This is a genomic window from Streptomyces phaeoluteigriseus, from assembly GCF_001896135.2.
GTDB classification, from domain to species: domain Bacteria; phylum Actinomycetota; class Actinomycetes; order Streptomycetales; family Streptomycetaceae; genus Streptomyces; species Streptomyces phaeoluteigriseus.
This window is the reverse complement of sequence record NZ_MPOH02000005.1, coordinates 129,901-151,787: the sequence shown is the minus strand read 5'-3', so window position 1 is coordinate 151,787 and position 21,887 is coordinate 129,901. Positions and strand designations below refer to the sequence as shown.

Genomic DNA, 21,887 nt, shown 5'->3' with positions numbered 1-21,887 from the left:
TCAGGTGGGCGATCCGGCGGGGCCACCGCCGAGATCCATGGGGCCACCGTCGAGATCCAGACGGATCACGGCCAGTGTCTCGGCCACTTCGGCCGTGAGCTCGTCGTCCGGCCCGAACACCATGCACAGGTCGGCGTGGAGCGGATCCAGGACGCCGTATGCGTCCACCGCCCGTCCCTGCGCGAGCAGCAGCATGCCGATGTCGCGGCGCAGTTCGACCGCTTCCTCGCTCACGTCGCCGTCCACGGAGCGGACGACGTCGAGGACGCCGTGCAGCCCTGCCAGGGCCTCGGTGACCTGGCCGAGTTCGCCGCGGCAGCGGGCCGCCTGGGCGCGGCTGTCCCGGGCGTCCTCGCTGCTCGGGCCACTGACCCGCCCGTAGGCGTCGGCGAGCGCCTCGAACTCGGGCAGTGCGGCCCGGTGGTCGCCTGCCAGTTGACGGCTGAACGCCCGGCGTCGACGCAGTCCGAGCACGGCCTTGCTCTCCGAGCCGAGGGCCCGCGCGGCCGGCTCGATCATCTCGCCCACCACCTCGGCGGCCTGCGCGTATCGCTCCTCCTCCATCAACGCGGCGAAGTGCGCGTGCACTTCGAGGATCTGTTCCCGCAGTGCCTCCCGCTCGGCGGCGGGAACGGCCGCGGGCGCGTCGGCCCCGGCGGCGGGTGCGGCGCGCAGCGCGTTCGCCGCACCGGCGCGCGAGCGGGGCGCGTAGGGGCGGCGGAAGATGCCCGTCGGATCGGGCGCCCCGGCAGGCCCTGACTCGTCCGGCACGGCTTCCTCACCGGGCGCGGGCAGGAAGGGCCGCAGCCGCTCGTACACCTCCTGCACGTCCGCGGGACGCGCCTCGGGTGCCTTGCGCAGCAGGTGCAGCACGAGTGCTTCGAGTTCCTCCGGGACGCCGGCCCGCAGTTGCCGCAACGGCGTCGGTGTCGCGTTGACGTGCTGCATCATCAGGTGGAACTCGCCGTCTCCGCTGAACAGCGGTCTCCCGCAGAGCAGTTCGTGCAGCACGCACCCCAGCGCGTACAGGTCGTGCGCGGCGTGACCCGCCCGCCGCGCACCTGTTCCGGCGCCATGTACTGGTGCGTCCCGATGGGACTGCCGGTCGCGGTCAGCCGCGTGACGTCCGTCTGCAGGATCGCCGCGATACCGAAGTCCAGCACCTTCACGGTGCCGTCCCGCGCGACGAGGATGTTGCCCGGCTTCAGGTCCCGGTGCACCACGGGTACGTCGTGCGCGTACGACAGCACGGTCGCGACCTGCGCCGCCACCGCCACCGCCCAGCTCACGGGGAGGGCCTCGTCCGGGTGCACGTACGCGGTCAGCGGCACCCCGTCGACCAGCTCCATCACGAGGAACAGCTGCTCGTACGACTCGTCGAGCACGGCGTCGTACACCTGCGGTACGCCGGGGTGCTGGATCCGCGCGGTGATCCGTGCCTCGCGCTTGAACCGCTTCTCGAACTCCTCCGCCAGGTGCGGTGACGTCACGGCCTGGGGGCGGATCAGCTTCACGGCGACCGGCCGGTCCAGGACGGTGTCGTAACCCCGCCACACGTCCCCCATGCCACCCTGGCCGAACTGTTCGAGCAGCTCGTAGCGTCCCGCGATCCGCCGTCCGTCCGGCACCTGGCCCCCGCCCCGTGTTGTGGTCGGGGATCAGTTTCCCCGGTACGGGTCGGGCGCGTCCAGCCGGATCGCGGGCCATCTACGTCATGGCCTACGTCATCAGGTCAGGCCGGGCGTGACGCACTCCGCCCACACCGTCTTGCCCGGACCGCCCTCGGCGCGTGCGGTACAGCCCCACCGGTCGGCCAGCGCCTCGACGAGGAGCAGCCCGCGCCCGCCGTCTCCGCAGCCGTCCGTCGGCGCGCCGGAGGGGGTGCGGGGGAGACGTTCACCGCGGGTGTCGCTCACTTCGACGCGTACGGTCGCGGCGGCCGGGTCGCCGGTGAGGAGGACGTGGAAGTCCCGGCCGGCCACATGCCCGTGCCGTACGGCGTTCGCGCACAGCTCCGCCACGACGAGCGTGACGGCGTCGTGCCGCTCGCTGCCGTACGGGATGCCCCAGTCGTCGAGCCGGTGTCCGCACAGTCGTCGGGCGAGGCGGGCTCCGCGGGGCGTGGAGCTGAAGCGCATCGCGAACCGGTGCGCTGTGACGGGTGGTTGTGTTGCGGTCATGCACTTACGGTCGCGCTTCGTGGCGTAGCGTGACCAGTGGTGACGCGCTGACGCCAACCCTTCGTACCTGGCGTGCGCGGGCGTTGTACGCATGCGTACGGCGGACGGACGGACTCGGGGGAAAGGCGGCAGGAAAAGTGACGGTGACGGCGAGGGGCGAGGAGGCGGCGCAGCGGCCTGAGGACGAGGCGGGCACCGGCGTGGTGACCGCGTTCGGACGGCAGTTGAAGCTGCTCCGGGTGCAGGCGGGGCTGGAGCGGGCCGAGTTCGGCAGGCGGGTCGGCTACTCGGCGGACACGGTGGCGTCGATCGAACAGGGGAGGCGCATCCCGCAGGCGCGGTTCATCGAGCAGGCGGATGAGGTGCTGGGGGCTGGGGGGTTGTTGCTGGCGTTGAGGGAGGAGGTGGCCAAGGCTCAGTATCCGGCGTTCTTCCGGGACATGGCTCGCCTTGAAGCCAGGGCCGCCGCCCTCAACCTGTACGCGGTGTACGCGGTGCCTGGTCTGTTGCAGACCGAAGACTATGCGCGTGCCGTCTTCCACATGGAGCGGCCGCTGCTGGACGACGAAGTGATCGAGCAGCGACTTGAGGCGCGCATGGTGCGTCAGGCGATCTTCGGCCGACGCCCCGCTCCCCTGGTGAGCTTCGTCATCGAGGAGGCGGTGCTGCGCAGGCCGATCGGCGGTGCGAATGTCATGCGCGAGACGCTGGAACAAATCCTCCTCACCAGCCAGTCTAGAAGTGTGGAGGTACAGGTCATGCCGATCGAACGTGAGGACAACGCCGCTTTGGGCGGCCCCTTCTCGTTGATCGACACCGACAAGGGCCAGCGTGTTGCGTACGCGGAAGTTCAGGATCACAGCCGCCTCTACACCGACGCCGGGTACGTGCGCACGCTCGAAGCCCGCTATGGCATCCTCCGATCACAGGCGCTGACACCGAGCGAGTCAGTGGCGTTCATCGAGAAACTGATGGGAGACACATGAGCGTGCAGCACAGCAAGACGGCTGTGCCCGAGGCCGCTTGGACAAAGAGCAGCTACAGCACGGGCAACGGTGGCGAATGCGTCGAGGTCGCCGCAGTCTCCGGAGCCGTCCTCGTCAGGGATTCGAAGCGGCCCGCAGTGGCCAGGCTGGCGTTCGGAACCGAAGCATGGGGCGGTTTCATGCGGATGGCCGCCGGACGCTGACTCGGCGGACGTACGACGAGCGGGGCCCGGTGTGTACGTCGCACCGGGCCCCGCCCTCGTCGGATCAGATCTCGTCCAGGCCTTCCTCCCGGCGGATCATCCGCCAGGCCGCGCGGCGGGCGCTGCGGTCGAGGTTGGACTTGAAGTCCCGGTCCGCGCCGAAGTAGCGCTTGCCGAGGGTGTCGATGGTGGAGACGTGGTCCATCATCTTCTCCTCGAACTTCTTGTCGAAGACGATGCCGAAGTTCTCCTCGTCGTTGACGAGGGCGGCGGCCCTGACCTTCGGGTCCTCCTTGGTCGCGTTGAAGGCCGGGAGGACGTCCTCCTCGGTGAACTCGGTCCCGAACTTCGCGTTGAACCTGTCGATCAGCTCGGACAGCAGTGACTTGTCCGCGTCCTTGGCGCCGCCGACCCCGTCGCCGAACCCCTTGAGTTCGGCGGCACCTTCGGGGGTGAGGGACACGTCGTGCTCGCCGGTCTTCTGGACGCGCAGGTGGCTGAGGTCGACCTCGCCTATGTCGACTCCGCCGTCCGCGAGCCGGGGGAGACGGTTGAGCAGGTAGCGCCCGTAGAGATACAGGCGCTCCAACTCGGCGTCCTGGTACGGCACGATCTGCGCGAGGAAGCCGTATTTGCGGACGTAGTCGGTGAGGTTGGTGCGGAAGGCCTCGGCGGTCTCGACGTCGTCTTCCTCCACGCTCTCCAGGAGCTTGGTGAAGCGGATGACCGCGGGGGACAGGAGCCGGTACAGCTCGGCGTGCAGCTTCTCCCACTTGGACTGGGAGCCGGCCGCCTTCTCCTGCGCCTCGAAGTACGCGGCCACGAACTCGTCCATGTCCTGTTCGGAGATGACCGGCGCTGACATGACGCGGCTCTGGGCCGTGTAGAGGAGGTTGGGGTCGGAGGGCAGGGTGTGCGCCTCCTCGAAGTACGGGCGGAAGGCGTCCTGTATGTCCTCGGCGTCGTTGACGAAGTCCAGGACGGCGAGGTCGGCCTGAGACTTGCGTTCGGCGGTCCGGTTGAGGCGGGACAGGGTCTGCACGGCGGCGATGCCGGTCAGCGTCTTGTTGACGTACATCGTTGTCAGGAGCGGCTGGTCGAAGCCGGTCTGGTACTTCTCGGCGACGACCAGGATGCGGTACTCCTGCCGGCCCTTGCCGCCGGCCCTCGCGGCCTTGTCGTCGGCGCGGGTGTAGTCGAAGGCCTTGGGCAGTGCGCCCTCCGAGATGCCGCCGTTCTCCTTGCTCTCGGTGGTCTCCTCGCCGTCGATGGTGAGGGACCCGGAGAAGGCGACCAGCACGCCGAGATCGGGGTACTTGGTGTCGTACTCGCGGTCGGCGATGTAACTCCGGATGGCGCGGGCCATCTGCACGGCGGAGTGGCGGGACGCCGTGACCACCATGGCCTTGGCCCGTCCGCCGAGCCGGCCGCGGGTGTGGGCGACGAAGTGCTCGACGATCACCTGGGCGTGCTGCGACACCGTGTGCTCGTGCATGAGCGCGAACCGGGCGAGCAGGCTGTTCGCCTTGGAGGGGTCGACCTCCTTCTCGTCGCGGTTGAGGTTCGCGAGCTTCCAGTAGGTGTTGTAGGTGACGTAGTTGCGCAGCGGGTCGAGGATGAAGCCTTCCTCGATGGCCTGGCGCATGGAGTACGTGTGGAAGGGGCGGTAGACGGTCTTGCCGTTCTCCACGCCTTCCGTACCGAAGAGTTCGAGGGTCTTGGACTTGGGCGTGGCGGTGAAGGCGAAATAGGAGAGATTGGCGGCGGCGGAGCGTTCGACCGCCTTCGCCTTCAGCTTCTCGTCGACGGTGACGCTCGTCGCGCCGTCCTCGTCCGAGTCGGCGTCCAGACCGAGGTCCCGAAGGGCCGACTTCACGGCCGTGGCGGCGTCACCCGACTGGGAGGAGTGCGCCTCGTCCACGATGATCGCGAAGCGGGTGCCCTTGATCTCGGTCGGGTTGCGCTTGATGTAGTCCAACAGCGCAGGGAACGAGTGCAGGGTGACTGTGACGATCTTCCCCGTCTCCCGGGAGAGCGCGCGGGCGAGCTGCTCGCTCTTGGCGCCGTGCTTCTCGTCGACCTTCACGACCAGGCCGTCCGTCTGCGAGAAGCTGCCGACGGTCGCCGCGAGCTGGGCGTCCAGGGCGCGGCGGTCGGTGATGACGATGACCTTGTCGAAGACGGGCTCGCCCGGCTTGAGACGGCCGTCGGCGAGAGCATCCGGTCGGAGAACGTGCGGGTCCGGGCGGGCGTGCAGGTCGCTGAGACGGTGGGCCAGCCAACCGATGGTGTTCGACTTGCCGGACCCGGCGGAGGCCATGATCAGGTAGTTCTGGCCGGCACCGTGGACGGACGCGTGCGCGGTGAGCTTCCGGACCACGTCCCACTGGTGGTAGCGGGGGAAGATCGTCGACTTGGTCGTGCCGCCGCCGGGCGTCTTGGTCTTCTGCTGGTGCACGAAACGCTGGAGGAGATCGAGCCAGTTGTCCCGCTGCCAGACGTGTTCCCACAGGTACGAGGTGGCGTACGTGCCGTGGGCCGTGGGCGCCGGGTTTCCGGCCCCGCCGGGCTGGCCGGGACCGTTCGAGCCGGTGTTGAACGGCAGGAACTGAGTGCTCTTGCCGCACAGTTGCGTCGTGACGAAGACCAGGTCCGGGTCCACCGCGAAGTTGGCGATCACGCGCCGCGTGAAGATCAACTCGGTCGGGTCGCGATCGGTCCGGTACTGCTCCTTGGCCTGCTCGACCCCTTGCCCGGTCAGCGGGTTCTTCAACTCGGCCGTGGCGACCGGGATGCCGTTGAGGAAGAGGGTCAGGTCGAGCTCGTGGCCCCAGTCGGCCTGCTTGGTGGCGTAGCGGACTTCCCGGACGACGGTGAGGCGGTTGGCCCGGTAGCCGTCGAGGACGGAGGGGGCGGAGATCAGGTTGGGCTTGAAGTAGGCGACGCGGAGACGGACTCCACGGTCCTTGACGCCGTTGCGGAGTACGTGGAGCAGCCCGTCATCGGCGATGGCCCTGTCGAGACGCTGCGCGAAACCGAGCTGGGCTTCGTTGGAGTTGCGGCCGTAGACGGTGAGGAGTTCGTCCCACTCGTCGGGCTGCGTCGCGCGGATGAACTCGTACAGCTCGTCGGTGTCGAGCCCGAGGTCTGCCTTGTAATCCTTCGGCTGGGCCTGCCGCCAGCCTCGCTCACAGAGGGCGGCAACGATGGCGTCTCCGAAGGCAGACTCGTCGTGCACGGGGCTCATACGGAGACTCCTTCGGTTACGTTGCGACCGCTGGCGGTGGATACGTCGAATTGTCCGGTTACGGCGGCGGTGATGAGGGCTTGGCGGCGCTCCTCAAGAAGAGTCTTTTGGTGAATCACCCTTTCATGGAGCGTGCGCACACTGCTCCTTGCCTGGGCGAGTTCTGCAACGAGTGCTGATTGCTCTTCAGTTACGGGCACTGGCACCATGAAGTCAACAACATGGGAAACGTTGATCTGCTCTTGGGCTGCACCATAACGTGCTGAGTTCACATATGCTTTCCCGAGGGGACTGTTGAAGTATGCCTCCAAATACTCGGGCAGAAGTTGATCTCCCTTCTTAATAATGATCAGAGAAGCGCAATTTGCTCCGTTCAGTTCTTTCGGGATCACTGCTGCTCGCCCTGGGTAGCCAGCCCTGATGACAACTACATCGCCTGTCTCCAGGCGTGACCGCCACAGAGCTCTGCTGTTACTTTCAGACATGCGTCTGACGTCTGTGAGGTCAATCCCTGTATCCGTGATGTTGGAACCTCGTAGGAATGGAACGCCTTCTTTCGAGAAGTAAGAAGAAGGGTCTACTACCACGCCGACGCCAATACGCGGCACGAGCCGCTTCAGAGGAACGATCGGCCACGAGTCGGGCAAGTCTCCCAAGATGGGATGGAACGTGCGTCCGCCAGGCCTATTATTGCCGCGCAGAAGGAGTGACTGTTGTACATCTCTCCGTTCTTGGAGGATCTTTTGAAGTCGACTGCCCGTGTCGAGCAACTTGTCGATCCGAGCATTTTCGGCGTCGAGGAAGTCGGCGATGCGGCGCTGTTCCTCGGTGCCGGGAAATGGGATGCGTAGGTCTCGGACTTGCCCCTCGTTGACGTAAGGAAGCGCGCCGCCGGCAGCAATCTCGCCCAGGTCGATGACGCTAAGGGCATACAGCCAGAACCGTGGCTCGCCAAGGGCGGGGACGATGGCCAACAGATTATTGTCCATAGCTGCCGAGAGATCTAGGAGGCGACGGGGGTTCTTCAGCATTGCGGCCCCCACTTTTGGGAACACGATTGCCCCCTTAGGGGCCAACCGGGCGCCTAGTGAAGCAAGGTCATCTTGGCTCACCCAGTTCTTCGCGCTGACCTGTCGGTATCCCGACGCCGCTGAGTTTAGATCGGAGACTTTGAGGAACGGGTGTCTTCCCGAGGTCTTACCTTGGAACTGGTGAGGGAATCCGACCCCACTAATCAGCCGCGCGGCCCGTCCTACCTTCATTTCAGGCCAGAGGGTCACTTTGTAACCTCGCTCAAGAGACTCTGAATTTCTGCCTCCAGTGCCTTCAACTCCGCGTCGATCTCCGTCAACGGCCGCGGCGGCTTGTACGCGTAGAAATGCCGCGTGAATGGAATCTCGTACCCGATCTTTGTCTTGCTGTGGTCGATCCAGGCATCCGGTACATGTGGGTGGACCTCCCGCTTCAGGTACTCCTCGGCGTCCTCGCCCAACGGCACGTTCTCGTAGTCCCGAAGTTCGGAGTCCGGCTCGGGCTGGCCCTTGACGCGCTGGACCTCCCCCTCCGGATCCCGCACACCGATCGCGTCCCGCAGAGCCTTGTTGAACGGCGCGCCAGTGGGCCATGACGAGCCGGCTTCGACCAGCGCGTCCTTGAGCGCGATCCAAGCCTCCTGCTTCGTGGCCCAGCTCGTAACCCCCATCGACTCGAAGGCGTCGAACATGATCCTGGCCTGCGGGAGCTTCTGGATGACCTTGGAAGCTTCCAGCGCCGCCAGCGTCTCCTCCGTCACCTCGAACCGCAGCTTCAGCGGGCGCTCCACAGTGATCCGCTGGTACCCGAAGTCCTCGTTCGCAAAGACCTTCACCTTGGCGTGCAGTGGGTGTTCCGCATCGTCCGCCACGGCCAGCGCCTCGCCGTACAGCTTGACCACCGTGGCGATGTGGTCCTTGCTCAGCTCCTTGCGCTTGTCGCCCAGGGACTTGCGCATCTTCTGCCACTGGTCGCGGGCGTCCAGCAGTACGACCTTGCCCTTGTGGTCCGGGTTCTTGCGGTTGGTCAGGATCCAGAAGTACGTGGAGATGCCGGTGTTGTAGAAGAGCTGGTCCGGCAGGGCGACGATGGCCTCCAGCCAGTCGTTCTCCAGGATCCAGCGGCGGATCTCCGACTCGCCCGAACCTGCCGCGCCCGAGAAGAGCGGCGAGCCGTTGAAGACGATTGCCAGGCGCGAGCCGCCCCCGCCGTTGACGTCCACCGGCTTCATCTTCGAGATCATGTGCTGGAGGAACAGCAGTGAGCCGTCGTTGATGCGCGGCAGCCCAGCCCCGAAGCGGCCGCCTCGCCCAGCGACGTGTGCTCGGCCTCGACGTCCTCCTTGACCTTCTTCCACTCCACGCCGAACGGCGGGTTCGCCAGCATGTAGTCGAAGGTCTTGCGGGCGTGGCCGTCGTCGTTGAAGGAGTTGCCGAAGGCGATGTTCTCCGGGTTCTGGCCCTTGATCATGAGGTCGGACCGGCAGATCGCCCAGGACTCGGGGTTCAGCTCCTGCCCGTACACCTCTACCGTCGCGCCCGGGTTGAGCTCGGTGATGAGGTCGTCCATCGCGGAGAGCATGCCGCCCGTGCCGCAGGCCGGGTCCAGGACCGTGCGCACCGTGCCCGGCAGTTGGAGTCCGTCGCCGTCCGGAACGACCAGCAGCCGCACCATCAGCTGGATGACCTCACGCGGGGTGAAGTGCTCGCCGGCCGTCTCGTTCGACTGCTCCGCGAAGCGGCGGATCAGCTCCTCGAAGATGTAGCCCATGTTGTGGTTGGGCACGATCTCGGGGCGCAGGTCCAGGTCCGTGAACTTGCCGATGACCTTGTAGAGCAGTCCGGCGCTGTCCAGCCGCTTGATCTGCTGCGCGAACTCGAAGCGGTCGAGTACTCCCCGCGCGTTGTCCGAGAACGCCCCCACGTACACCAGGAGGTTCTGCGCCGCGTTCTGCGGATCCGCCGCGATCTTCTTCAGGGTGAGGCTGGACTTGTTGTAGAAGGAGTGGCCCGCGGCCCGGCGCAGGAAGCGGTCCGGGTCGATCCCGCTGTCCTTGTGCTGGACGACCGCGGCTGCGACCTTCTCGCGCGTCGGCTCCAGCACGCACTCCAGGCGCCGTAGCACCGTGAACGGCAGGATGACCTTGCCGTAGTCGGACTGCTTGTAGTCCCCCCGCAGGAGGTCGGCGACGGACCACGCATGGTTCGCCAACTCCGTGTGCTTACTGCTGTTCAACTGAACCCCGAGTTCCTTCCTGAGATGTCCCGCCCCCACCGCGCCGCAGAGCGAGCCGCGCGGGTGCCGACAAGTGTGGTCTATGTGGATGAAGGTCCGTATGTCCAATGCGGTTAATCGGCACCGTGCGGGTGAGCTGCCGCGTTCTGGCCCGGAAGCAGTTGGCCCCCGGTCAGCCCGCCCGCCAGCAGCCGTGCCGTGTCCTCCGCCAGCTGTGTCGCCCGCTGCGCCTCCGCCCGGAGTGCGTGCACGTGCCGGAACGCCTCCCCGTACCGCCGCTGCTCCTCCAGCGGCAGCAGGGGCACGCGCAGTCGGCCGGGGCTGACCGTCAGGACCGTACTGCCGTCGACGCGCCCGCGATGTTCTCCTCCGCGCCCAGGAACCCCGCCAGGAACCAGGCGTCCAGGCGTGCCGGGTCCGGCCGGAAGAGGTGGACGTGAGGGCCGAGCAGCGCGCCGGCGTCCTCCTCGCCCGCGACCCTGGCCATCAGGCCGTCGCCGCCCGCGACCGCTCGTACCAGGACGTCTCCGACAGCGACCAGCGGCGCCACGACGCTGCGCAGCTCCGCCGCGTCGCCCGTGGGGCCCGACCCGTGTGCGATGTCGGAGCCGGTGAGGACCGCGCGGGCGGCCTCGGGAGCCTCGGTCGGCCCGTCCCCGCCCGCCACGGGGCCGCCTCGCCCGCCCTCCGGCACCGTCCGCAGCAGAGTCAGCGCGCCACCGCGTGACAGGTCGGACGCCGTCGCCGTCCGCCACTCGCGTGCCGTGGCGCCCGCGCTGCTCCATTCCTCGTGACCGGCCGCCCGAGCGAGGGACTTCGCGGCCTTGACGAGGTTCTGGCGGGTGGCGTCGACCTGCGCCGACAGCTCCGCCGGATCGACCTCGGCCCGCGACGCCCGTACGAGACGCGCCGGGGTCAGGTCCACCACGTCGTCCAACAGGTCCACCACGCCGACCGCGTGCGCGACACCGGGTTCGCCCTCGAACGCGTCCGGGCTCGTCGTGAACGCCTGCCACGCCCCCATGACCCGTGCCGTGAGCTCGGCCCAGTCCAGGGAAGCGGACCGACTCGTGCCGCCGCGGGTGCGGGTGGCGCCGGCCGTACCGCCGTCACCTGCCCTCGCTCCCGCTCCCGCCCCCGCCCCCGGCCCCGCGCCCGTCTCCGCCGCGTCCACGAACAGCACCGACTTGCGCTCCGGGCCGCCCGGCTCGGGCCGTTGCAGTACCCAGATCTGGAGACCGACGTGCAGCGGCACCGACGCGCCGACCGGCAGGGCGATCACCGCGCGCAGAGCCCCGCCGCGTACCAGCTCCGCCCGCACACGACGGCCCGACGCGCGGCCCGCCGTGGCCGGCGGGAGGATCAGGGCCGCGTAGCCGCCGGGGGTCAGGTGGGAGAGGGCGTGCTGCACCCACGCCAGCTCCGACTCGGCGCGGGGCGGGACGCCGTACGCCCAGCGGGGGTCGTACGCGAGTTCGTCGTGGCCCCAGTCCCGGACGCCGAACGGCGGGTTGCACAGCACCGCGTCCGCGACGAGGCCGGGGAAGGCGTCCGCGCGGAGGCTGTCGGCGGCGCGCACGGTGACCGTGGCCTCCGGGGCCGTCAGCATCAGACTGACGGCGCTGCGCCTGACCTGCACGGGGAGCGTGTCCTGGCCGTACAGCTCGTGGGCGCCCCGTCGGGCGGCGGCTGCCAGGAGGGTGCCGCTGCCGCAGGCCGGGTCGAGGACGCGGGCCGGTGATCCGGGGACGAGGATCAGCCCGGTCAGCAGGTCCGCGAGCGGTTCGGGGGTCCGGTACGCGCCGGACGCGGCGCTGTCCTCCAGCTCCCGCTCGGCGAGCACGCCGAGCGCGGCCTGGCCGCCCTCGTCGCGTACACACGCGTACAGCGCGCGCAGCACCGGTGCGTCGTCCGCCTTGAAGCGGACGGCGTCCGCGGCCGGCACGGCGTCGGCCGCGGTCGTGGTCGCCACGTCGTGCTGCGCGCGGGTGACCAGATCCGGGTCCGTCAGCAGCGCGGCGGCCGACAGTTCCTCCGGTGAGCGGCGCGCCGCCGCGAGTACGAGGAGGAGGAGGTCCGACGTACCCCCGCCGCTCTGCGCGTGCAGGCGGAGGGTCGTGCGCAGTTCCTCCGACGGGCTCGCCGCCGAGACATGGCCGCGCGAGGCGAGCCAGGAACGCACCGACTCCAGGTCGTACAGCGGGCTGCTGTCCGTGCCGCCGGACGGCGCCGGGAAGTCGTCATGCCGACGACGCCAGTTGCTGACCGTGGCGCGCGTGACTCCCGCGATGCGGGAGATCTCGGCGGCGGTCACCTGGGCTGATGACTGGGGCATGAGTTGGGTCCTGGCTCTCTGGCTCTCGGCGGCGGACGTCAACAAACTACAGCACTCGTCAAATCTGTCAACGTGATTGACGGTGCTTTCAGTGTCATGCTTATCTGGCGACGCTTCCGCAGTGAACGTCCTGCTGCGGAGAGCGCTCATCCGTCATGCCCGTACTCGGTCGCACCCTGCGCCGGGGCCGGCTGACGGCGCACGCAAGCGGCTCACCGCCGTACCGGCTCGCTCAACCCAACCCAACCCAACCCAACCGAACTGGACGGAGCTCGACCCATGACCACCCCGACCCCGCATCCCGGCGCGCACGACGGACCCCAGGGCGGCGGCCCCCGGCCGCCGGCACCCCCCGTGTTTCCGCAGGCCCCCCTGGGTGCCCCGCCGCTCCGGCCCGGCGCCCCGAAGTCGCCGGACGGACGCAAGCCCTGGCTCCGCTACGGCGTCGTCGCCTTCGTCTCCCTCTTCGTCGGAGTCGGCATCGGCTCCAGCGGCTCGGAGGACGCCACCGCCGATGCGAAGGGCGCGCCGGCGCCCGCGGTGACCGTCACCGAGACCGCTGCGGCGGAGGCCGAACCCGGTCCCACTGTTACCGAGACGGTTACCGCGACGCCCAAGAAGATTAAGGCTCCCGGCCCCGCCACGACCTTCTCCGGCGAAGGCGAATACCTCGTCGGCGACGACATCAAGGCCGGTACGTACAAGACGGCCGGACCGGAGGGCGGGTTCGGCTGCTACTGGGAGCGGGCCGAGGACGCCAGCGGCGAGTTCGGCTCGATCATCGCCAACAACAACCTGCAAGGGCCGGGTCGCGTGACCCTCAACAAGGGGGAGTACTTCAAGACCAACCGATGCCAGGAATGGAAGAGGGTCGGCTGACTCGCCCCGTTGCGCGAAGTGACGAGCGTCACAGCAACCACAGGGGCGTCGACGAAGTCCAAGAATGAGCCGACGCCCGTGGTCTTTTCCGGAAACGGCACAGTACGACCGCAGGAGAAGGGCAGAACGGACAGCATGGCGAAGCGCGCGCGTCGGGCGGATGTCCTTGCCGTGGAGCAGCGAGCGGTCGACCACGCCTACCACTGCCTCGAACGCACGAGACGTGAGGCCGCCGAACTCAAGGAGGTGGCGGCCTCCGCCAGCGGCAAGGACGCGATCGACGTCAACCGTGCCTGGCAGCGAGAGCTGAGCAACCTCGACCTCGGCAGGAACTCCCTGGTGTTCCTGCGCGCCGACGTGGACGAAGGAGCCGGCACCGAGACCTTCTACATCGGCCGCCGTGCGGTGTTCGACGCGGAGCACAACCCCGCAGTCATCTCCTGGAGCGCCCCGGCCGCGGTCCAGTGGCGGCTGACGAGTGAGCAGGAACCGGGGGATGTGCGCCTGCTGCGGCAGATCGTCTGCCACGAGCGCGCGGTAAGGCGTTACTTCGACCTGCATGGCAGGGACTTCGACCCGCGCGGCCGTGGCGGTGACACCGGCGGCGGGAGCGGACGACGTATCCGCAGCCTCCAGGAGCCCCGCCGGCCGCACGATCCGGAAGCGTCCACCGACTCCGAAGCGTCGACCGACTCCGACGTGTCGACCGACTCCGACGTGTCGACCGATTCCGACGGGGCGGCCGATTCTGACGTGTCCACCGATCCTGACGTGTCGGACGTGTCGGACGTGTCGGACGGGCCGGACGTGTCGGACGGGCCTGACGTGTCGACGGAACCCGGACTGACGAACGAATCCGACGTTCCGAGGGAGCCCCACGGACGTCGCGGGTCCGACGGGGCCAATGATCCCGACGGCGATCCACTCGGCGAGGCCGAGTGGACCGACCCGCTCCTCGACGAGCTCGACCGGGCGCGCGACGGTGCCCTGCACGACATCGTCGAGACGATCCAGCGCGACCAGCTCCGGCTGGTGACCGAGCGGCCCGGCGGGGTGCTGATCGTCCAGGGCGGGCCCGGCACCGGCAAGACGGCCGTGGGCCTGCACCGGGTGACCTGGCTACTGGACAACCGGCACACGGCCGCCGACGACATCCTGGTGATCGGGCCCAGCCGCGGCTTCCTGGAGTACGCGGCGAACGCCCTCGTCGAACTGGGCAGCAGCGGCGTGACCATGCTCGATCTGCCCGCGTTGTGGTCGGGCGGCGTCGCCGGCCGCGATCCGCACCCCGTCGCCGTCATCAAGGCCGACGCGCGGATGAGTTATGTCCTGCGACGCGCCGTCGACAACCTCACCACCGTCGAGGCCGAGCGGCTCGAAGCAGTCGTCGGCGGCCCGGTGTTCAGCTTCGAGCTCCGCCGTCGGGAGGTCGAGGTGCCCGTCGCCGAACTCGCCGCCATCGCGGCCGCCGCGCTCTCCGGGGACAGCCCCTACCAGGTCCGCAGGGAGGGCTGCTTCCGGCAGATCGTGCAGCACCTCACCCAGGCCTACGTCGAGCTGTTGCCGGGACCCGCTGACACCGACTACTTCGCCCTCGTCCGCCAACTCCGGCCCGTCAGCCGCCTCATGCGGCGCATCGCGCCCGAACTGTCGGCACGCGACGTACTGCGCCGCCTGCTCTCCCGCGCCCCCGTGCTGGCCGCCGCAGCCGACGGCGTCCTCACCCCGGAGGAACAGGCGGTTCTCGTCGCCCACCAGGAGGTGTCCGCGCAAGCCGCACCCGCCCGGTTCGCGGCCGAGCCGAGCCTCGAGGACCTGGTCTGCCTCGACGAGTTGGACTTCCTGCTGGCCGGACGGCCCGAGCGGATCTACCGGCACGTCGTCGTCGACGAGGCACAGGACCTCACGCCCATGCAGGCGCGGGCCCTGGCCCGTCGTTGCCCCACCGGGTCCATGACCGTCCTGGGAGACCTCGCCCAGGCGACCGGGCCCTTCCCCTACCAGGACTGGGAGGAACTCGGCACCACGCTCACCGGCCGGGACGGCTGGAGGGTCGCGGAACTGCTGACCGGCTTCCGCGTGCCCGGCGAAGTCATGGACTTCGTGCGCCCCCTCGGCACACACTGCGCTCCGGGAGTCGGCGTGCCCGACTCCGTGCGGCGGACGGGCACCTCCGTGACCGTGGCCCAGGGCGACGGGCCGGCACCGAGAGCCGCCGGCCTCGCCGTCGGCCTCGCCTCGGGACCGGACGGTGCCGGCATCGGCCGTACGACCGCCGTGATCGTCCCCCAAGGTGCCCGCTGGAAGGAGACCGTGGCCGAGGCGATCCCCGATACCGGACTGGTCTCGGTGCTCACCGCCGAGGAGGTCAAGGGCCTCGAGTTCGACCACGTCGTCGTGGTCGAGCCCGCGGCGATCGCCGCGGACGACGTGGCCGGACCACGTCGCCTGTACGTGGCGCTCACCCGGTGCACCCAGTCCCTGACGGTGGTGCACCACAGGCCCCTGCCGCGGTGGATCGGCGGACCGGCCAACCCGGTGCCCACGCCCCGACAGTTCATGGCCCAGGTCGGCCGGAGGAAGAGCCCTCACAGTGTGTCCGGTCTGTGCACCCGCTACCGGGCGGACGGCGCCCGGTGCGAGAACGAGACGCGCCGGCCGGACGGCTGGTGCCGCGGACCCGGCTGCGCGGGCTTCCGGACCGCCGAGCCGCCGTACCCCCTCAGGAGCGGCTACCTCGGGGTGCCCAAGGACGAGGTGACCGAGACCCGCCTGGAACTCCCGCCGGAACGCGTCCCGGAGATCCGCATCACCTCGGCCGCCTGCGGAGCCTTCGTCGTCCGGCACCGGGGCAGCCTCGGCGAAGCGGCCGTCGAACTCCACGCCATGCTGGCCCCGTTCCTGACCGAGGGCCGACACCTGCGCACGGCCGGCGGCTGGCTCCTGGACCTGGAGGGCTACCGGCTCGTGCTGGACGACGAGGCGCGTGCCGTGACGGCGTACCTGACCGGTCATCCCGAACGCAGCTACGCGCAGGTGGCCGCAGGGGTGCCCTCCCGGGTCGGCCACCAGGCCCGTGGAGCGAGACGATCCGCACTCACCGCTCCGGAGGCCGAAACCGGCCCCCGCCTGGCCGACGACACGGCGGTGCGTGAACTGAGCATCCCGGACCTGTACGTCACGGCGGGAGCCTGCATCACCTTCGAGCGTCTCGCCCAGTGCTCGCAACTGCCCGACGAGGAATTCGTCCGGCGGCTGCGGGAGGACCTCGCGTCGGACCTGGAGACGGGCCGCATCGAGTGGGTGGGCGACCGCCCGGTCGTGGAAGGGGAGCACGGCCAGTGGTGGCTACGCTCCGACGGCCGGGTACTGGCCACGGTCCGCAGCGCCGGAACCGAGATCTACCGGGGCTTCGCGGCGCGGCAGGCCGGGGAGCACGCACACGAGGGTGAGCCGGTACCCGGCGGCGAAGCCCCACACGAAAGGGACGACCACATGTCGACGACCAGCATCGACGGCGAGGCCACGGGCGGCGGCACGGCGCCGGCAGCCGAACCCGGCCTGGCCGGCACGGTCGCCGCACGCGAGCGGAGGGACCGTTCCCACCGCGCCCACGAGAGCCTGCGCCACCGACTGCTGGCCGACCTCTACGAAGGCTTCGACGAAGTGGGTGACAGCGCCTACGCCGACGCATGGACGCACGGCCCCGACGGAACCACGCTCTTCGACGTCCTCGCCGAAGACGCCCCGACGTACGAGCGGATCCGCGAAGCGGCACTGCACCTGCTGGAAGCCTCCTGCCTGCATCCTCGGGGACCGGCCGAGTACCTGGTCGTCGTCCTCCCCGGACAACCGGCGCAGTCCTGGGCGGCAGAGGCCGCCGACCGGGCGTTCAGCGTCGGTCTGACCTGGCGGGACCGCCCGGGGTGGGCGGGGCCCGCCGCTTCACGCGTACGGCCCGACAAACCCGAGGCAGCGGACGACGCACCGGAAGACGCACGGGGCGGGGCGTCGGACGGGGCCCTGGACGAGGGCAGTTCGCTCTGAGCCGGGCACGACGGCGGCGGTCCGGGGCGGTGAGGCGCGGTAGGGGGCAGCACGGACCGGGAACGGGCCGGGCAACGGTCCGGCCTTCGGTGGAACGGGGTCCGGGTGAGTGAAGTGAGCACACATGGTGAATGACGAGAGACCCGATCCGGCCACCGGGCTGAACGTGTCCATGTCCCGCGCCGACATGGTCGCGGCATGGCGCGAGCAGCGCCGGGCACGCCGACCGCGGTCTGACGCCGACGAACCGCGGACCGCGGGCCCGGACGGATTCGCGCTGCGCAGATGGCGCCGGGCGGGCGTCTTCGGCGCCGACGCGGTACGGCGCGTGGAACGGCTCCTGACCGCCCTGCGCGACGCCCGGTCCGCCGCGGGAACCGCACCCGACTGGGCGGTGCAGACGCTGGACCAGTGTCTCGGCGGTGACCCGGTCGCGCAGTTGCCGTCCGCGGTCCGGGCGGTGCTCGAGCACGGGGCGCCCGGTGACGTCGTGACCGCCATGGCAGTCGTCCACGAGGCGGGACTGCCGTGGCTGACCCCGGAGGGCCAGGCTCGGCTCGAACACCTCATGGACCCCGAATCGACCGAGATCCCACGGGAGTTCCTTCCCGCTCTCGCGGAGGACGTGTCGGGTGCCTTCGCCGCGCAGTACGCCCTTCGCCACGACGACGTCGCCCGGCTGTCCCCCGCCGTGCGCGACCGCGTTCTGCCCTGGGCGCCCGTCGGAGTAGTGGACGACCTGATCGACGCGGGTGCGATCACGAGCGACGACGAACCCTGGAACCTGCGGTCCGACGCACGCGAACAGGACTACCTGCGGGCCCGGCTCGCCCCGGAGCAGGTCGATCAGGCGACGGCCGAAGCCATCGGGTGGCAGGAGTACCTGCGGCGGCGGCGCCTCCTGGACGGTGAAGACGTCGACGACGTGGGTGACGACGTGGGTGACGAGAGGCCGGGGAGGGCGGAGAAGTCCGAGACGGCGGACCTGTCGGGCGAGGACGCCGAGGACGGCGAAGACGGCGACGGGGCGGAGGACGACCTGTACGGCCTGCTACAGCGTGCCGCCGAGGGGGACACGAGCGCCGTCAAAGGGCTGGAATACGCCCTGCCCCGCTACCTGGTGCTGAGACTGCGTCAGGTCCGGGACGGCGCACTCACCGGCAACTGGCCCGCCGACATCCTGGCCGACCGCGGGCTGTGGCGGCTGATGTCGGCCCTGTGGGAACCGAAGGCCGCCGTGAGCCCCCGGCGTAGCCCCTTCCACGCCATGGTGGCACTGCGGCACGCCTACGACTCCCTCTGCGCGGGCGACCTCAAGAGAGCGCGAGCACAGGTGGAGCTCCTTGTGGAGCACGAGCAGGGGGAGCCGCGCCACAACGCCGAGGCCTGGAACATGTCCGCCTACCTGGCGCTCCTCGACGAGAACCTGGACGGGGCGCTCGTAGCCCTCCACAACGTCGACGAGAGCCACCCCGCGGCGGAACTGGCCCGGCACAACCGCCACTTGCTCGAGGGCCGCCGAACCCGGGCACGGAACGACCGGACGCATCCGTCCAACCCGTATCTCGAACTCGGACTGCCCCATCGGTCACCGGTCTGGAAACAGCGGTACCGCGATCTTCGCCGGGAGTTCGCGGACGACCGTGAGGAGGCCGCCCGGCTGAACCGGGCCATGCGCCGCATCCAGCAGGCCGAGCAGCACGAGGACTGGTCGGACTTCTTCGTTCTGCCCCTGGACGCGGAGGCGTTCCGCCTCCCCGACGACCCGCCCACCACACTGGTGCCGCCGGTCGAACCGCTGCCACGGCGGACGGCGCCCCAAAGCTCCGACGACCTGGAGATCGTACGGCGCCGCGCCCTGGCCGAACTCCTCCCGACCTTTGTCAACGCGCCCCGGCGCCCGGACCACCAGCACAGGACCACATCATGAGCAGCAAGCAGCCGGCCCGAAAGACGACCGCGAAGACGGTCAAGAAGCCCACCGGCCTTCAGCACCGGAAGCAGGCCCGCGCCTGGGAGGCGGACATGGAGCTCCGTACCTATCGGCCCGAACAGCTGCTGAGCCCCCCGGAGTTGCTCTCACGTTTCACGGAGCGAGCTCGGGAACTGCTGAGCGAACTGCCCGAAGAACACCGTCCCAGCGGCTCCGAGGTCGGTGTGGCGCTCCGCCAGGCCGTGCTCGAGGCGTTCCGGACCAGGGAGGAGTACCTGGCACGGCTCGTCGAGACCGACGCCACCAGCTGGACGACGGGCATGCCCGCCGTGAGCCTGCGCCGGGCCATCCGGACGTCGCTCATCGACTCCGGCGTCCGTGTCGTCGAGTCGGCGGACGAACGTGAGCACTTCGTCGTCGTGGAGGGCGAGGGCGAGGGGTTCGAGGTCGTACGGCCCGCCTATGTCGACCAGGCGACCGGGAAGTTGATCCTCTCCGGGCAGCTGCGCCGGGTGTTCCGCCCGGGGACGCAGGCCGACGGCGGGAACGGGACGCAGGACGCCACCGCGAAGGAGGACCAGCCGTGACGGCCACCGGAATCGATTTCGGCACCACCAACTCCGTGGTCGCGCAGTGGCAGGGCGACGACGTCGAGGTACTGCCGCTCGACGCCCACCACCTCGACGCCGACTGGCGCAGGCCCGGCTTCGAGTTCCTCTTCCCGTCGGTGGTCGGGATGAGTTCGCTGCGCAGCGGCCCGCTCTTCGGGTGGGAGGCGAAACTGCGGTCGGAGGAGGCGGCCGAGGCCTGCAAGCGACTCCTCAAGAGCGACGAGTACGTGAACGTCCAGAGTCGGCGCTTCGCCGCCACGACCGTGGCCGCAGGCGTGTTCACCGCCATGAGGGACGGCGCGCGGCACAACCTCACCGACATCGACCGGGCCGTCATCACCGTGCCCGCCAACGCCACCGGCGCGGCCCGCTACCGCACGCGTGCGGCCGCCCGGTTCGCGGGCATCGACGTGCAGGCACTCCTCAACGAACCGACAGCCGCGGCCATCTCGTACGTGCACGACATGCGCGAGGACGCGCAGATCCTGGTCTTCGACTGGGGTGGGGGAACCATCGACGTCACGGTTCTCGACTACGAGGACGGCTTCTTCGAGGAGCGCGCCTCGCGCGGTGTCACGGAACTCGGCGGCCTCGAGATCGACCGACGGCTGAGGAAGCTCGTCCTGGACCGGGCGCCGGCACGGCGGGAGTGGACCTTCGCCCAGCAGCGTCAGTTCCGGCTCGACATCGAACGGAACAAGATTCTCCTCTCCTCCCAGCCGTCCGTGCGGATCAGGACGCCGGACGACAAGGAGGTGGAGATCTTCCAGGCGGAACTGGAGGAGGCGATCACCGATCTCGTCGACCGAGCCCTCGCGCCCGTCGAGGAATGCCTGCGCGACCTCCACATGGCGCCGCTCGACGTGGACGACGTCCTCATGATCGGCGGCACCAGCCAGATCCCGAGCGTACGGGCCGCGGTCGCCGAGGCCCTGCAGATGGAGCCCGTGCCGACCCAGCTGTGCGATCCGATGACGGCCGTGGCCCGCGGCGCCTCCATCGCGGCCGCCGTGCTGGCCAAGGAGACGCCGGGCGTCATCCAGGTGGCCAACAGCCACGCTCTGGGCACCGTCGTCAAGACGGCGGACGGGCGGCGGAAGTTCAGCGAGATCATCCCCCGGAACTCTCCGCTGCCGTGGAGCGAACGCAAGAGCTACACCCCCAAGCGCGATCACGAACGCAAGCTCACGGTGGAGATCTGGGAGGGAGATCCCGACAAGGAACTCTCGGACTCCGACAACGTCCAGCTCACCGAACTGACCCTGAACTACCCGACGCCACGGGCACGGGAGGACTCCCGGTTCGACCTCGAGTACACGTACGACTCCGACGGCCTGCTGCACGTGAAGGCCACCCTGGAGCACACGGGCGAGGTCGTCGTGGACGAGGAGGTGAAGAGCTTCGGCTCCGGCGGCGCAACTCCCGAAGTACGCAAGGAACTCGACGACCTGCTGACGGCGAACCCCGTCTCCTCCGCGCTCCTGCCCGGCAGCGTGAGGGAGAAGGGCACTCCTCCCGCCGGCATGCGCTCCCAGGACGGCAGCGATGAGCCGGGGCACATGGTGCACACCCTCGTGGTCGACGGCTCCAACCTCGCCTGGATCGGCCATTCACCGAGCCGGCCCGGCGTGTACGAGGAGGACGACCGGCCGAGCTTCGCCCAACTCGAGTCTGCCCGCGCGGCACTGGCCAAGAAGTACCCGAGGGCGGACATCCACGTGGTGGTGGACGCCACCTTCCGGCACAAGGTCGCCGAGGAGGAGAGGGCGGCCGTGGTCGCCGCGCTGAGCAAGGGAGAGATTCTCCAGCCTCCGGCAGGCACGGAAGGCAAGGGCGACGCCCTCGTCGTGGCCATCGCGCACGAATCGGAGGCCGTCGTCGTGACCAACGACAACTACACCGAGTTGCAGAGCCGTCATCCCTGGCTGTGTGAAAGCGGGCGGGTCCTCGGAGCCACCTACACCAAGGGAGTGTGGATCTTCACGCCTCGTACCTGCGTCGCGCCCCGGATGAGGGGGTGAGCGCCACACCGGCCGACCTCGGCTCTGCCTCGATCACCCACGGAAGTGAGTTGGCGGCCCGTACACGGCGGCATTGCACGGGCGCGCCTGCGAGGCCGAGGCCGGCACCTTCGAGGAAGCCTGCCGCAACGGCTTATAGGGCTCTCCCGGCCGCTGTTACGCGTTTGCCCCGCCGCGT

Annotated in this window: 12 protein-coding genes and 2 pseudogenes; 7 read left to right on the top strand and 7 right to left on the bottom strand. The window is 69.4% G+C overall.

Annotated elements, in window-relative coordinates:
- Positions 1–1,628, bottom strand: a pseudogene (locus BM536_RS03855) (serine/threonine-protein kinase).
- A gap of 99 nt (positions 1,629–1,727) precedes the next feature.
- Complete coding sequence (locus BM536_RS03850) at positions 1,728–2,180, bottom strand: ATP-binding protein (RefSeq protein ID WP_073494489.1); 453 nt, start codon at positions 2,178–2,180, stop codon at positions 1,728–1,730.
- A 137-nt stretch (positions 2,181–2,317) separates the two neighbouring features.
- On the opposite strand from BM536_RS03850, the gene BM536_RS03845 reads away from it, so the two are divergent.
- Entirely contained in the window at positions 2,318–3,166 is an 849-nt protein-coding gene (locus BM536_RS03845; protein WP_079275056.1) for a helix-turn-helix domain-containing protein, read from the top strand.
- Positions 3,163–3,369, top strand: a complete 207-nt coding sequence (locus tag BM536_RS03840; RefSeq protein WP_073494491.1) for a DUF397 domain-containing protein — start codon at positions 3,163–3,165, stop codon at positions 3,367–3,369. Before BM536_RS03845 ends, BM536_RS03840 begins: the two co-directional genes overlap by 4 nt.
- 64 nt (positions 3,370–3,433) lie before the next feature.
- Here BM536_RS03840 and BM536_RS03835 read toward each other — a convergent pair whose 3' ends face one another.
- The 5 genes and pseudogenes from BM536_RS03835 to BM536_RS03820 form a co-directional block, all read right to left on the bottom strand.
- Complete coding sequence (locus BM536_RS03835; RefSeq protein ID WP_073494492.1) at positions 3,434–6,616, bottom strand: type I restriction endonuclease subunit R; 3,183 nt, start codon at positions 6,614–6,616, stop codon at positions 3,434–3,436.
- Positions 6,613–7,590, bottom strand: a complete 978-nt coding sequence (locus tag BM536_RS03830) for a restriction endonuclease subunit S domain-containing protein (RefSeq protein WP_342748774.1) — start codon at positions 7,588–7,590, stop codon at positions 6,613–6,615. Before BM536_RS03830 ends, BM536_RS03835 begins: the two co-directional genes overlap by 4 nt.
- A 302-nt stretch (positions 7,591–7,892) precedes the next feature.
- Positions 7,893–8,879: an HsdM family class I SAM-dependent methyltransferase gene (locus tag BM536_RS44685; protein WP_425444605.1), complete on the bottom strand. Its 987-nt coding sequence runs from the start codon at positions 8,877–8,879 to the stop codon at positions 7,893–7,895.
- Positions 8,880–8,887: 8 nt separating this feature from the next.
- On the bottom strand, positions 8,888–9,883 hold the full coding sequence (locus tag BM536_RS44680; protein WP_425444599.1) for a type I restriction-modification system subunit M: 996 nt from the start codon (positions 9,881–9,883) through the stop codon (positions 8,888–8,890).
- Positions 9,884–9,996: 113 nt separating this feature from the next.
- Positions 9,997–12,218 (bottom strand): annotated as a pseudogene (locus tag BM536_RS03820) (N-6 DNA methylase).
- Positions 12,219–12,497: 279 nt separating this feature from the next.
- Here BM536_RS03820 and BM536_RS03815 point away from each other — a divergent pair.
- From BM536_RS03815 to BM536_RS03795, 5 genes are all read left to right on the top strand, one after another.
- Positions 12,498–13,097, top strand: coding sequence for an Rv1352/Rv1906c domain-containing protein (locus tag BM536_RS03815; RefSeq protein ID WP_073494498.1), 600 nt, complete (start codon positions 12,498–12,500; stop codon positions 13,095–13,097).
- A gap of 135 nt (positions 13,098–13,232) precedes the next feature.
- Entirely contained in the window at positions 13,233–17,144 is a 3,912-nt protein-coding gene (locus tag BM536_RS43835) for a HelD family protein (protein WP_094102515.1), read from the top strand.
- Positions 17,145–17,268: 124 nt separating this feature from the next.
- On the top strand, positions 17,269–19,074 hold the full coding sequence (locus tag BM536_RS03805; RefSeq protein WP_073494504.1) for a hypothetical protein: 1,806 nt from the start codon (positions 17,269–17,271) through the stop codon (positions 19,072–19,074).
- Positions 19,071–19,664, top strand: coding sequence for a hypothetical protein (locus BM536_RS03800; protein WP_073494506.1), 594 nt, complete (start codon positions 19,071–19,073; stop codon positions 19,662–19,664). Before BM536_RS03805 ends, BM536_RS03800 begins: the two co-directional genes overlap by 4 nt.
- Positions 19,661–21,709: an Hsp70 family protein gene (locus tag BM536_RS03795; protein WP_073494507.1), complete on the top strand. Its 2,049-nt coding sequence runs from the start codon at positions 19,661–19,663 to the stop codon at positions 21,707–21,709. The genes BM536_RS03800 and BM536_RS03795 overlap by 4 nt, the downstream gene beginning before the upstream one ends.
- Positions 21,710–21,887: the final 178 nt, after the last annotated feature.

Coding starts and splice junctions, on each gene's coding strand:
- BM536_RS03850 (WP_073494489.1), bottom strand. CDS start 2,180: ATGACCGCAACACAACCACCCGTCACAGCGCACCGGTTCGCGATGCGC.
- BM536_RS03840 (WP_073494491.1), top strand. CDS start 3,163: ATGAGCGTGCAGCACAGCAAGACGGCTGTGCCCGAGGCCGCTTGGACA.
- BM536_RS03835 (WP_073494492.1), bottom strand. CDS start 6,616: ATGAGCCCCGTGCACGACGAGTCTGCCTTCGGAGACGCCATCGTTGCC.
- BM536_RS44685 (WP_425444605.1), bottom strand. CDS start 8,879: ATGAAGCCGGTGGACGTCAACGGCGGGGGCGGCTCGCGCCTGGCAATC.
- BM536_RS03815 (WP_073494498.1), top strand. CDS start 12,498: ATGACCACCCCGACCCCGCATCCCGGCGCGCACGACGGACCCCAGGGC.
- BM536_RS43835 (WP_094102515.1), top strand. CDS start 13,233: ATGGCGAAGCGCGCGCGTCGGGCGGATGTCCTTGCCGTGGAGCAGCGA.
- BM536_RS03805 (WP_073494504.1), top strand. CDS start 17,269: ATGGTGAATGACGAGAGACCCGATCCGGCCACCGGGCTGAACGTGTCC.
- BM536_RS03800 (WP_073494506.1), top strand. CDS start 19,071: ATGAGCAGCAAGCAGCCGGCCCGAAAGACGACCGCGAAGACGGTCAAG.